The organism is Pseudomonas marginalis, from assembly GCF_024169655.1.
GTDB lineage: Bacteria > Pseudomonadota > Gammaproteobacteria > Pseudomonadales > Pseudomonadaceae > Aquipseudomonas > Aquipseudomonas paraveronii.
Map to the genome: position 1 here is coordinate 2,799,172 of NZ_JALJWV010000001.1, position 13,494 is coordinate 2,812,665.

The following is a 13,494-nucleotide window of genomic DNA, read 5'->3' on the forward strand; positions in this document are numbered from 1 at the left end:
CGTGAAAACGCAGAAATGATCAGATGAACTCCTCATCGGATCTGGCGGGAGGGGGCAGGGCTCATCAAGGACCAACTAATCCGCTCTCGGTCGAGAACAGCAACTTCGATCGGCTGTGTTCGACCTAATATTTGCATCCGCGTGATTGATTTGCTGGGCTTGGAGGTGTCTACGAAACCAAGAGCGATTCACAATGCCTATTCGGGACTGGAAAGCGGCCTTGAATCGCTTCAGTATCCAGTTCGAAGATCGGCTGCTGTCGGTTTAACAGAAATCCCGTTTACACAAAATCTGGGACACCCTCATCCGCAGTTTTGTAAATGATCAAAAACTAGCGAAGCGGCGCTTGCCTGGCAGCATGCTGCCATCAGGATGTGAGCGGATTACTGGACTGTGTGTACGTTCAGTATCGGCGCTGAAAGCTCAGCGGCTTACTGTACGCTGCCTCCAAATCTGCCGCTCACGTTCTGCGATTTTCCAGGTGATTAACTTGTGCCTGCGGATGAAGACTAGTAATGGACGGCCCATGCACCGTACACACCTCCAGCCTATGCTTGACCTTTTTTATTTTTCTTGCTGCTTTTTGGCAAAAAGTACTGCGTGTGAAATATCGAGCGATATGGATGCGAAAGATTTTATAAGCAGCGTCTCTGGCAGCGCCCAATCCCATTTTTCGCGCAACATGTTCTCCACATCTGAGAGTATCGAGTTCAGATCACTTGGATCCAGACTTCCCACCTCCGTGAGTGCATTTTTTGTCTGATCAATGCTCGCGTCGATCTCTATAGCTAAGCCCGAATTATCACAAGACAAACCTACATGATTGAGCAGCAGGCGTAGTGCATCATTAGCGTAATCCCCCAACCAACTGATCAAATAACATTTCCCACCCGACTCGATAAGGTACCGCTCGCCAAGCCCCAATAAGGCAAAAGTTTTCCGGGCCTCGTCGAGTAAAGCTTTGGCACCATGATCGATAAAAGGGCAGGGGCTGGAGTCCGCCAAGACTGCTCGCATCTCCGCACGTACGGCGTCATGTACCATTGCGCCCAAGCCATCGAACTGTGGAGGAGCACCGCCGCGTGCCGCTGAGACGACGATGACCTTGGCCTGCAGGTCAACATCACGCACCTGCCATCGACGGCCACCGAAGATAATACGTTGGTCTTTGGTCAGCGGACGGCTAACGGGGACCGAGCCCAAGGCTTTACCGTCGCATACCAGGCGGAATTCTTCATCGCTGGTGAATGCGCTGTAGAACTCATAGTGATTGATCATGCGCTCGCCAACTGTTCCAGGCAGCAACAATCCTGAGCTGTCCTGGACAATCAATTCGTGCTCACCCAGAGATTTGAGTAGTTTCACAAAGTCCGGCTTTTCAATACCTTGAAATGCGCCGTCAGCAATCAAGTTTTTCCATAGGTCGGCAGCCGAAGCGCCGCCGCATTGAGCAATGATGGAAAGGCATTGCTGAACCAAGGTGGAGGCATGAATGCCCTGCGCTCTGGGAGGTTCAAACCAACCTCTGGTCAGCAGTCGAACCATGGCAATGGTTTGTACCAACCCTTGGCGTAATTGATCAGATAAGCCAGATTTATCCGTGAGCGGTGATTCTTTACAGTAAACGCGTAACGTTGCTTTCTCTCCTGGGCGTCTGCCGGAACGCCCTAAACGTTGACGCAGACTTGCCACGGAAGGTGGAGCACCAATTTGCACCACCGTTTTGATACTGCCGATGTCTATTCCGAGTTCAAGTGTTGTAGTGCAAATCGCAGATGCTGGCCGGTCGCCCGCTTTCAGTGCATGTTCAGCCTGCTCCCGCAGGTCTTTCGAGAGACTGCCGTGATGAGGCCAGAACTCGTTGGGCACGCCGTCTTTCTCGCATCGTCGGCGCAGTTGGTCTGCGTACCATTCAACCTGGGACCGACTATTCGGGAATATCAAGTTATTGCTGCCGCGTAGTACCAAGTAGAGATGCTCAGCAATCGCGAAGTCAGGGCTTGCCTCATTTTCCGTTTCGTCTTCATTCCCCTCCTGCTCATTGGGTTGACCAGGTTTCTTTTTAAGCTCGCTCATTGGCGGCTGAATGTAGCCGCGAACTTGCACCTGAAGTGTCTGGTTAGCGTTTTTCGATTCAATAACGGTAACGTTATCGGCATTGGCTGGGCGCAAAAACGCTGACGCCATCTTCATATCGCCGAGGGTGGCTGAAAGCCCAACCCTGGGGAGGCGCCTTCCCGCAGCAAGTTCAACCCTGTGCATCAATGACTGAAGTTGTTTGCCTCGCTCACTGCCGATGAAAGCGTGTAGCTCGTCCACGACAATATAGCGCAGGTGTTGGAATACGCCGCCGAGACTTGAGCCACGGTTGACGAACAATGCTTCAAGAGATTCGGGAGTGATTAGCAGCACGCCCTCAGATGATTTGAGAAAACGATGTTTTTTGCTGGATGAAACATCTCCGTGCCAAGCGACAACAGGGATCTCAAGCTGCTCACAGAGTCGGCTTAACCTGTCCCATTGATCGTTAATCAAGGCCTTGAGCGGACTGATATACAGCACTGCACCAGGCGGATCATCGTTATTGAGCAGATTCGTCAGGATGGGCAAGAAGGCGGCTTCGGTTTTGCCGGCGGCTGTGGCTGCGGCGATGATGACGTCCTGATCGGCGTGCACCAGAACAGGCACGGCCCACTCCTGGGCGTCGCGAAGGGAGGTCCAACCTTCAGCCCAAATCCAGCGCTGGATTCGGGGCTCTAGCTGTTCGAAGCCTGATGAATCAGAGTGTGAAGGTGGCAAGTTCATCGTCCGCATCGACCTTCATATCATCTACACCGCCGGAATCCTTGGCGACCTCGACTGCCCCTAACAGTGTTCGCCAGTCGGCCCCTGGGTTTTGCTCCAGGATGGCCATTAGATTGATGAACGCTGTGATCGTGGTACGCGGTGTGCGGAAGTAGGCTTCGCCTAGGCGTTGGTTGCAGTGAGCCATAAACAGAGGAAGCGCCTCGTCAGGCAGCAAGTACTTTTCAGCATCGCCGCCGGCATATACGTGGCGGAGTTTTTGAAGCAGTACGTAGAAGTCTTCAGGGGTAAGACTGGTAAGGCGAATGACCGGCCCCGAGAGATCCACCAGTCCGGTTTTGGCAAACGAGTTCTCAGCCAATCGCGACTGCAGGGCAGGGTAGCTGAATAACCCTCGACGAGTGTCCATCAAAAACTCGGGCGTGCCGCCCAGTACGAAACCCAACCCTTCGGATGACCCTTGCAATGAGTCGTTGAGGATGCGGAGGATCTGTTCGTAGTTGGCATTACGAGCCTGCGTATTCGCCAGCTTGTAGAGGTTAACCAGTTCGTCAAGGCAGATCATCAGGCCACCGAACCCTGCGAGCCTGACGAATCTGGAAAGCAACTTGAGCTGGTCGTAGACGGAGGCGTCATCAATGATAGTCCGCACGCCCAAGGCTGCGCGGGCATCGGTTTTGGTGGTGAATTCTCCGCGCAGCCAACGAATGGCGTCGGCCTTCAGTTGCTCATTGCCTTCCTCAAAACCGCGGCAATAGGCAGCGATCACCTCGGCAAAGTCGTACCCATTGACCATCTCGGTCAACTCGGCCAAGTGCTTACGAATAACTGTCTCGCTGTCGGTACCCGCTGCCTTAGCTTCTGTTTTGGCCTGGGAGATAAATTTCTCCACGATGCCTTGCATGGCACCACCGTCAGGCTTTGTGCGCGTTGACATGTTCTTGGCTAGTTCGGAGTAAAGCGAGCGAGCTTGCCCCCCAGTGGCGTGCAACCGGCGGTCAGGATTCAAGTCGGCATGCATGGTCACGAGTTTTCGTTCCATGGCGATAGCACGAACCAGGTTCAGAAAGAACGTTTTACCTGCGCCGTACTCGCCTATCACCACCCGAAACGCTGATCCGCTCTCCACCAGACGGTCGACATCCTTGATCAGAGCATCAAGCTCACCTACACGGCCAACCTGAATCAGGTGCTGACCAACACGTGGCACTACGCCCGCGCGTAACGATTGAATGACCGCATCGCGATCCTTGGCTCTGATAGTGCTCATAGGGCTAATTCTTCCAGGATGTCTGTGTTTATCTCGACCGGGTCGTCGCCTTCTGTGACGGGCATGTCGAATCGTTCAAAAGCCATCTCGTTGATTTGTTCCAGAGCGCCATCGAGCATCAGCTCCATGTCGCTGGCAGCGATTTCCAGTTCTGCGCGGCTCCATTCCGGGCGAGAGATCAACAGGCGGAGGAAGGCCGAGTGTTCCAGGTCAAGCCCAGGCACGTCCGCGCTCGACTCCGAATTCGGTTCAGCGTTTTCAGTCGGCCGCTCCGGCTCCTCAACCTGATCCTCAGTGAACACCTTGGCGAGGAGGGCGGAGACCTCCGCTGTCTCCCGCTGAAGCTGTGCAATCCGATCATGATCAAGGACGAAACCTTGTTTCGAAGATGAGGCAGGCTGCGCGCCGGGTTCGGCGGATGGGTAAGTGGTGGCAGGCGTCACGGCAATACCCACACCGGCTGCCGCCCCATGGAGGTCGCTGTAAAGCAACTGGCTATCCAATTGCAGTGCCTTATACACACGCTCCAGCAACTTCACTTCCGCAGGGCTGACGATGCCATCGGCCTGCGCCAGATGAGCGAGGAAGCCGGCAATGGTGCGTTTTGCATCGGCGGGCAAGGGATCGAGCTTTTTCTTAAGGCTAGCAAGCGTGGGTGGTTGCTGGAGTTGGATTTGCAGATGTGCTTTGAGGCGTTTGTGATGGGCACCGCTTAAGTGACTCCATGAATCGATATGCTGAGCAAGCAGTGTGATTTCTTCGTTGGAGGTATCACCGTCGGCCGAAGCCACCGCACTGGCCAAATCAAGGGTTACCGATGCAGCGTTGTATGCAGCAGACGCACGGAGTGATCCATCTTCAGGCTGGGTTACAAACAACGCGATCCGGTCCTGGGCTTTTGGCGTCTTGCTACCACCCAGTACGTCGGGTTCCATTCCAATATGCAGCGACTCCAATGCGCGGGCCAGCGCGAGTACTTTGTCTCGAGACAATGCGCCCGCGCTTTTAAAGCGCCCTGCGAGCTCTCCAAAACTCATGACGACCAGGTCGTTACCAATCCTAGACTGCAACTCATCCAATTCATCGTGGGCTGCCTTCGGCCAGAGCGCGACAGGAAGCTGCAGGAGCCCCTCAAGTGCCTCTGCGCTTTCAGGGTTTCTTCCCAAATAACGGCTGTAGGGCTCAACTTCGCTGGTGCATTGCTCGACCAGCAGTTGCAAAATTTTACGTGTGCCCGAGGTTGCCATGACGTCAGGTAGATCCCCCAGGGTAAGCGTGGGGGCCTTTATTACCGCAGAGGCAGGGCGATAGCTGGCCTTGAGCTTGGTTTTGTTCTGCGCCAATGTCAGGCCCGCAGGATAAGTGTTTTCGTACTTGAGCTTGAACAAGCGTGAAAACACGTCTTTGCAGCGTATGACTGGCGTGCGTTTACTGATGTTGGGGTCGGCCAACGCCCATGCCAGTGCCCAATCGGCATTCAGCGGATACTTATTGGCCGCGTGCTGACCTAAACCAATGCGCAGCGGCAGAGGCATTTCGTAGCTGTGATCGGCCACATTGGGTGGCAGGCCAAGGTAGAGATTCGCGTCAACAGCGCGGTTGCCTAGGTAGTCAAGGAAGCCTTCTGCATAGCCTCGGAATGACCCATTTCCTCTATAAATACTCAGTAGACGCCGGACCTCGTCGACTATTAGAGGAACCTCATTAATGACCTTTGAATCGTAAATGGGATCAATGAGGGCTCGACGTTCCAAACCGTAGAAAAACAAAAATACATAGCCGGTATCCGCCAACGGATCACTACGCCCACCTGCGAGCCATTGCAAGTATCCGCGTCGCGCTTGCGGTGTAATGGAGTGAAAGCTCGGCCAATAAGACATCAGGCGCTCATTGAGGTCGACGTAGTTCTTGGCGATCCGAAGCTTTGGGTTGATCAGTGAAGGCTCTTGAGCATCATGTCTGCTAACGAGTGTGTTCCCGATATAAAACATGCCGCCAGGCAGGGAGAAGCCGGCAACTTCGATGATTTCGCCAGCAGGCACCCAGCGGGCGTCGGCCTTCTGTGAGCTGATACTTGGAATTTTGAAGGTATTGGCAGGGGGAGAGCCGAGTTGCACCGTATAAAACTCGGGGCTTTCCTCATTGTCTCTATTGCTCGTCGAGACTTCACGCATGGAAAACGTTACGCCCAAGCTTTGTGGCTTTTGCGGGCGTACATTCTTTGCAGCCGATGCTTGAAGCTGATTGAGCCGGCGTTTTCCGCGTTCGGCCAGCAGCCACATAATGGTGCCGATACCCGCTATGACACCGATCGCTATCCAGGCATTTTTTGGGATAGCAGCGAGAGCACTGAATGCCAGAGCAAAAATAATAAGTATGCCGGTGCCACCGGAGTTTTTTGCTTTCTTCCTTGCCATGTGTCATTTCAACCTTGAAAGATGGGTGCTGGCGCAATGGCAGTATCCAATATTTCTAACGCTTGAGCCAATGGCTTGGCTGAGCAGATGATCGGAAAGTTGAACGATCTTGGATGTAGATGTCGTTTCAGCTCAAGATTTGATGCTTAGCGCATTTCATTTGAACGTCGCGACATTTACGTGAGCCATCCTCAGTAACTTCAAGCATTAGTAATGAGACCTGACTGACAACGACCTGAGCCTTCCGCCCCCATTAATAGATACGGCTGACATACCCAGGGGGATATTTCTGTGGGACTTTCGGTTAATCGCTGGTTCAACACGCCGTTAGAGCATCCGTGTTTGCCGGCAGTGGCGGACTATTTCCAGCGCTTGAGCGAGTGTGCCGGATCCCCCCTGCATCGGCGCTACGGGGTGGCGTAGGCAGTGTCCTGCCGTCCCTCGGCGTCGTTGTACACGATCACCTGCCGCCGCTTTGGCACGCGGGCTTTGTGAGGTGCAAGCGCAAGCTAACGGACACATCCATTGATAGTGCGCCACCATGATTGGCGATCACACGACTATCCCCACTTGTTTTCGTACGGAGGTTCAGCCATTAATTGAGGTCATCGACTAGCGCTCAACGGCGGTTGGGAACAGCGCAGGGGAGACTTTTCGAGAATGGAACTGTTGGGCCTCAGGCTTGGGGCATCCTTTTCAAACCATCCAAAGCACGCCCTCAAATATGCCCCCGCGTGTGACAATCCACTGGAAGTGAATGGGTCTCCATGGAGCGTGAAAACGCAGAAATGATCAGATGAACAGCCAGCCCGACGACGCCTAAAGACTCTCAGGATCGCCAAAAAACATTTTGACCGGGCTCTAGGACAACATTTTCAGGCAGAAAAATATTCAAATATGCCCCCAATGTTGCCCCCAGGTCGCTCGTGATACACGAGCGAACGAAAAATGGCGCCTACCTCAGGAATGCTCTATCACCATCACTGCAGTAGTGTCCGCCTCAAGTGCTTCGAACACGTGAGGCACATTCGCCAGGTAGCTGATGTAGTCGCCGGCATTCAGCAATACAGGCCCAGTCGCCGGGCCAATATGGGCGCTGCCGCTGCACAGCACTACGTGCTCTACGGTTCCCGGTGGGTGAGGCTGAGACAGCCGAACTTCGCCGGGCTGCACCTTGAGCCGGTAGATGTCGCGCTGTACTCCCGCCGGGCAATCGGCAAGCAGTGTCGCTGCGTAATCGGCAGTCTCGGCATAGGCGGTCATGCCCTCGTTGGCGCGAATCACCCGCAACGGCTGTTGGGGTTGCTCGAAGAACCGGGTGACTTGCAAACCCATTGCCATCGCCAGCGACCACAAGGTTTCGATGCTGGGGTTACCGATTCCCGACTCCAATTGAGACAAGGTCGACTTCGCCACCCCGGCGCGCTTCGCCAGCTCGGTCAAGGAAAGTCCTGCGGCCAAGCGTTCGCGTTTGATTGAAAGCGCCAGCAGATCGATTCGGCTCGGATTACTTCTCAGCAGGGTGTTCGTTATGTCGGTCATTTGTTTTATAGATCATCCTTAAGTGGGTTGACGCTCTGGGGTGCATTGTTCATTATAATGCTCATAAGTTCATTATAAAGTGCATTTTGCCGAACCAATCCCTGCCAACGGCGGCTTAGGTTACGGCAATGTCGACGGCAAGGAAGCAGTGAGTGATGAAGTCGCAAACCCGTGGGACGCTCGAAATGATTTCGGCCATGGTCATCTCCGGCACGGTGGGCTGGTTCGTCATCATGTCGGGGCAGAGCCCGGAGGCCGTGGTGTTCTGGCGTTGCTTGTTCGGCGCCGTGGCGATGCTGGTCACATGCCTGGTGCTTGGGGTGCTGCGCTGCTCCCTGATCACCGCCCGGCAGTTCATGCTGGTGTGCCTGGGCGGGGTGGCGCTGATCCTTAACTGGGTGCTGCTGTTCAGTGCCTACAAACATTCCTCTATCGCCATTGCCACGGTGGTCTACCACGTTCAGCCGTTCATGCTGGTCGGTCTGGGTGTGCTGTTTTTCGCTGAACGCCTCAGCGCCGCCAAGGTTGGCTGGCTGCTGTTGGCCTTCGCCGGGCTGATGCTGATCGTGTCCGCCAAGGGCAGTGGGCAGGCCACCGGCGTCGACTACGTGCTCGGCGTCTGCCTGGCCCTGGCTTCGGCCTTTTTCTACGCTGTGGCAGCGGCGATCACTAAGCGCCTCAAGGACTTGCCCGCACACTTGATCGTGCTGATCCAGATGGTGGTCGGCGTGCTGGTCCTGGCCCCGTTCGTGGATTTCAGCAGGGTCGATACGGTCGAGGGCGCCTGGACCTACCTGATCATTATCGGCGTGGTCCATACCGGGCTCATGTCGACCCTGCTGTACAGCGCCATCCAGAAAATCCCCACGGCGCTGGTCGGCGCACTGTCGTTCATCTATCCGATCGTCGCCATCCTGGTCGACTGGGTTGCCTTCGCCCATCCGCTCAGCGCCCTGCAAGTGCTTGGCGCGAGCGCGATCCTGTTGGCGGCGGCAGGCATGAATTTTGGTTGGTCGCTGGGCCGTGCCCCGCGTCAGGAAGTGAACTAGGGCCGGGGGCGACACCACACATCATCTGAACCATCGTTAAATCAAGGGCGTTGATCGTGACTGTGATCTTGTGTGGCCTGGGAGGAACGCTGGCCAGGGTTCCTCCTTGGGGCGGATCACATCTTGCTTAGTTGTCTCTGCGAAACGCTCGAACAGTGTCCAAGAATGACTTGAGTAGCGGCGAGGGGTCATCGAATCGATAGATACAGTTCAGGTCGACGCCCGCGTTTTCCGGGAGGTCAGTCAATGGGCGATACACGACCCCGGACAGCGCCAGCACGGTGGCGGATTCCGGCACCAGGCAGACGCCGAAATCACTCGCTACCAGTGCCACCCCCGTTACCGTGTCGCCCACCTCTTGGGCGACGTTTGGCGTGAAGCCCGCCTGCTGGCACAGGCTCATGACGTTGTCGACAAAACTGGGACGCGGCCCGGACGGAAAGACGATCAGCGGATAGTCAGCCAATACCCGAAGCGGGATCGATGCCTGGCGTGCGAGCGGCGATGTTTCGTTGACCGCCAGCAGCAGCCGTTCGGTCGTCACCACCTCATTGGCGATGTCGTTCAACGGTGAGATGAACCGGTTAAAGCCGGCGTCAATGCGCTTTTGCCGCAAGGCTTGAATCTGGGCCTCTTTGTTCATGTTGTGAAGCACCACCTTCACGTCCGGAAACGCGCGGCTGAAGGTCAGCAACAGCTTGGGAATCGCATCGAGAATGCCCGAGCCGAACACCGCAATGTCCAGCCGCCCGAGCTTGCCCTGGCCCGCCCGCTGGGTGCGTTCGGTGGCCTGTTCGACCACCGAACGAATGTTGCGCGCCTCTTCGAGCAGCAGCTCGCCCGCGGGGGTCAACTCCATCCCGCGTGGCGTGCGGTTGAACAGTTGCACCCCCAGGTCTTCTTCCAGTTGCTGAATCTGGCGGGTCAGCGGTGGCTGGGAAATGTGCAGGCGAACGGCGGCGCGGCCGATATTTTTTTCCTCGGCGACGGCGACGAAATAGCGAAGGTGACGAAGGTCCATCGGGCAGGCCTTTTCTGGGGGAATCGGGCGCGCTGCAAGCAATCGCGCGAGCCGTTTCGAGCAGACTACGCGAACCAGCCAGCGCCGTGAACGGCCGTCTTGGTCTATCTATCTAGATACCTAAAAGGTATCGAGCCGTTGGTTTTATGGTATTGGACGGTAATCCTCGGCGGTAATAATTTGTGCTGTGAGAGCACAGACCAGCAGGCGCGCCACGCGTCTTCTAGGTGTGTGACCCCCCACATAAAAATAACAAGTCGAGGATCTCAACATGCTGCATGGAGCCCGTCTGCCCAAATTCCCCCTCAAGACGACCGTTCTCGCCCTTGCCAGCGCCTGTGCCACGGGACCGGCCCTTGCTTTCCAGATAGATGCTGGCAACCCTGACCTGCGTATGTCGTTGGACAACACCGTTAAATACAGTGCGGCCTGGCGCGTCGAAGGCGCCAAGGGCAGCGTGGCGAACAATTCAGTTGGCGTGCAGGCCAACACCAACGATGGTGACCAGAACTTTGGCAAGGGGCTGATCTCCAACCGCTTCGACCTGCTCTCCGAGTTCGACCTGCGCTACAAGCGTAACTATGGGCTGCGCTTGAGTGGCGCAGCCTGGTACGACGATGTCTATAACAAGTCGAACGACAACCCCGGCGCGCTGGACGGCGCGCTGGTCAATTCCAAGTCGGTCAATTACAACCAATTCACCGACGCCACCCAGAAACTGCACGGTCGCAAGGCCGAGTTTCTGGATGCGTTTCTCTATGGCAGTTTTGCCCCCGGCGACATGGGCCTCAATCTCAAAGCAGGGCGTTTTACCCAGTTGTATGGGGAAAGCCTGTTCTTTGGCAGCAACGGAATCGCAGCGGCGCAGACTTCCCTGGATCTGATCAAGGCCCTGTCGGTGCCCAACTCCCAATTCAAGGAAATCCTGCGTCCGGTGGGGCAGCTTTCCGGCCAGTTGCAGATCACGCCCGATGTGTCGATCGGCGCCTACTACCAGCTTGAATGGCGCAAGAGCCGGCTGCCTGGCGCGGGCAGTTATTTCAGCTTTGCCGACTTTGTCGATGAGGGCGGCGAGACGCTGATTCTCGGGCCGGGCGTCAGCGCGCGGCGCGGTGATGACATCGATGCCAAAAACTCGGGGCAGGGCGGCCTGCAGTTGAAGGTCAAGTCGGGTGACTTCGAATACGGCCTTTACGCCGCGCAGTTCCACGACAAGATGCCGCAGTTCTATCTGCACCCGGATACCGGTGTGTACGAGCAGGTCTACGGCGAGGACATTCGCACCGTCGGCTTCAGCGTGAGCACACTGGTGGGCGAAACCAACGTGGCGGCGGAGATGTCCTTTCGCGACAACATGCCGCTGGTTGCGTCCGGCAACACCGTCATCGTGCCCGAGAGCGCGGGGGCTGATGGCTACAGGCACGCCGCGTTTCCGGTGGGTCGCACTCTGCATATGAACCTCTCGGCCGTTTCCGTGTTGAGCGAAAGTCCGATGTGGGACGCCGCCTCCTTTCTCGGTGAGATCGCCTTCAACCGGCGCCTCAGCATCACGGACAACAAAGACCAACTCGACCCGCTAGCCACCCGTGACGCCACGGCCCTGCAATTCATCTTTTCGCCGGAGTACTTCCAGGTGCTCCCGGGCCTCGACGTGCAACTCCCTGTTGGCGTGAGTTACGGGCTGTCCGGGCGTTCGTCGGTCAACGGGGTGCTGTTTCCTTCCGAGCATGGCGGCAATGTCAGCTTCGGCATCAAAGGCGAGTACCAGAAGACCGTCCAGGCCAGCCTGAACTTCACTCACTACTACGGTCCGGCTGGCTCGATCATCCGCTACGACACCCCCGCGCCCGAGCTCTCCTACAAGAACTTCCACGGTGACCGCGATTTCGTTTCGCTGTCGATTCAACGCACGTTTTGAGTTGGGCCTTCCCAGGTTTAAGGATAATAACAATGCCTAAGACAACAGCGATTTATCTGGCCCTCGCGGCCCTGATCTGCACTGCCAACGGTGCGCAGGCGGCGGTCAGCGCCCAAGAGGCTGCGACCTTGAAAACCACCCTGACGCCCATGGGGGCCGAGCGTGCCGGCAACAAGGACGGCAGCATCCCGGCGTGGAGCCCGACCCCGACGATAGCGGCGGCCAGCGCCAAGGTCGGCGATATTCCCACCCAGGTGTTCGGCAACGAAAAAGTGCTGCTGCAAATCAATGCGCAGAACATGGCGCAATACGCCGACAAGCTCTCGGAAGGCACCCAGGCGCTGCTGAAGAAGTATGCGCAGAGCTTTCGTCTTGACGTGTACCCGACCCACCGTACCGGCCTCGCCCCGCAGTTCGTGTACGACAACACCGCGAAAAACGCCACCCAGTGCCAGATCAAGGATGGCGGCAAGTCGATGCAGGGCTGTTACGGCGGCGTGCCGTTTCCGACTCCCAAGGAAGGCGTAGAAGTCATCTGGAACCACTTGCTGCGCGTGGAGAACGAAGCCACTGACGTCGCCAGTTTCAAGAACGTCATTCTGACCGCCGACGGCTCGCGCACCATCGCCACGGAAAACGACCAGTCCAACCAATACCCGTATTACTACAAAGACGGTTCGCCGGAAAAATGGAACGGCGAGTACTTCCTCCAGCGCTTCAGCACCATCGCGCCGCCCTTCAAGTCGGGTGAATCCCTGGTGTTTCGCGACAGCATCGACGTCAAGCAGTCGCGCCAGGCCTGGCAGTATCTGGTCGGGCAGCGTCGGGTCCGTCGCGCGCCGACCGTGGCCTATGACACACCGGACTTCGTCGCTTCCGGCGCCAACTACTTTGACGAGGTGCTGGGCTTCCTCGGCCATGTGGATCGTTTCGACTGGAAACTGATCGGCAAGCGCGAGATGTATGTGCCGTACAACGACAACGCACTGGTCACCGCTTCGGTGGATGAAGCCTACGGCTCCCATCACCTGAACCCGGACAAGCTGCGTTGGGAACTGCATCGGGTCTGGGAAGTGGAAGCCACGGTGGCCAGCGGCAAGCGCCACGCGGTGCCCAAGCGCAAGTTCTACATCGACGAAGACTCGTGGATGGTGCTGCTGGTCGATGGCTACGACAGCGAAGGCAAGCTCTGGCGCACCAGCCAGGTGACGCCGTTCGTATTGCCGCAAGTGCCGATGCTGGCGATGAAACCGGCGAATATTTTCAACTTGCAGGCCAACACCATGAGCTCGACGCAGTCGCTCAATGGCGCGACCTACACGCTTGTCCCGCGCCATCCCGAGGCCCATTTCACCGGGGACGCGGTCGCCGCCGAAGGCGTGCGCTAAGGCCGTTATTACCTGCGGTTCCGGCATCCTGCGCGTGTCCGGTTGCCGGTTCCATTGCCATGACTCGCCCCGCCGGCGCCGCGC

The 13,494-nt window shown here is 56.8% G+C and carries 8 protein-coding genes and 1 pseudogene; 4 read left to right on the forward strand and 5 right to left on the reverse strand.

Annotated elements, in window-relative coordinates:
• Positions 1-564: 564 nt before the first annotated feature.
• From J2Y83_RS12650 to J2Y83_RS12660, 3 genes are read right to left on the reverse strand one after another with little or no spacing between them, the layout of a single operon-like run.
• Positions 565-2,805 carry a DEAD/DEAH box helicase gene (locus tag J2Y83_RS12650; protein WP_253395656.1) on the reverse strand — a complete coding sequence of 747 codons (2,241 nt, stop codon included), beginning with the start codon at positions 2,803-2,805 and terminating at the stop codon, positions 565-567.
• Complete coding sequence (locus J2Y83_RS12655) at positions 2,780-4,075, reverse strand: ATP-binding protein (RefSeq protein ID WP_253395658.1); 1,296 nt, start codon at positions 4,073-4,075, stop codon at positions 2,780-2,782. The genes J2Y83_RS12650 and J2Y83_RS12655 overlap by 26 nt, the downstream gene beginning before the upstream one ends.
• Entirely contained in the window at positions 4,072-6,492 is a 2,421-nt protein-coding gene (locus J2Y83_RS12660) for a TerB N-terminal domain-containing protein (protein WP_253395660.1), read from the reverse strand. Before J2Y83_RS12660 ends, J2Y83_RS12655 begins: the two co-directional genes overlap by 4 nt.
• Positions 6,493-6,765: 273 nt before the next feature.
• On the opposite strand from J2Y83_RS12660, the pseudogene J2Y83_RS12665 reads away from it, so the two are divergent.
• A pseudogene (locus tag J2Y83_RS12665) lies at positions 6,766-6,915 on the forward strand (glutathione S-transferase); the annotation flags it as partial.
• 537 nt (positions 6,916-7,452) lie between these two features.
• Here J2Y83_RS12665 and J2Y83_RS12670 read toward each other — a convergent pair.
• A complete protein-coding gene (locus J2Y83_RS12670; protein ID WP_253395662.1) occupies positions 7,453-8,034 on the reverse strand; it encodes a helix-turn-helix domain-containing protein in 582 nt (193 codons plus the stop codon).
• A gap of 155 nt (positions 8,035-8,189) precedes the next feature.
• On the opposite strand from J2Y83_RS12670, the gene J2Y83_RS12675 reads away from it, so the two are divergent.
• On the forward strand, positions 8,190-9,083 hold the full coding sequence (locus J2Y83_RS12675) for a DMT family transporter (protein WP_253395663.1): 894 nt from the start codon (positions 8,190-8,192) through the stop codon (positions 9,081-9,083).
• Positions 9,084-9,210: 127 nt separating this feature from the next.
• Here J2Y83_RS12675 and J2Y83_RS12680 read toward each other — a convergent pair whose 3' ends face one another.
• The gene (locus J2Y83_RS12680) at positions 9,211-10,104 is read right to left on the reverse strand and encodes a LysR substrate-binding domain-containing protein (RefSeq protein ID WP_253395665.1); all 894 of its coding nucleotides are present in this window, start codon (positions 10,102-10,104) and stop codon (positions 9,211-9,213) included.
• 271 nt (positions 10,105-10,375) lie between these two features.
• Between J2Y83_RS12680 and J2Y83_RS12685 the strand changes: the two genes are divergently transcribed.
• Entirely contained in the window at positions 10,376-12,022 is a 1,647-nt protein-coding gene (locus tag J2Y83_RS12685; protein WP_253395667.1) for a DUF1302 domain-containing protein, read from the forward strand.
• 32 nt (positions 12,023-12,054) lie between these two features.
• On the forward strand, positions 12,055-13,410 hold the full coding sequence (locus J2Y83_RS12690) for a DUF1329 domain-containing protein (protein ID WP_253395669.1): 1,356 nt from the start codon (positions 12,055-12,057) through the stop codon (positions 13,408-13,410).
• Positions 13,411-13,494: the final 84 nt, after the last annotated feature.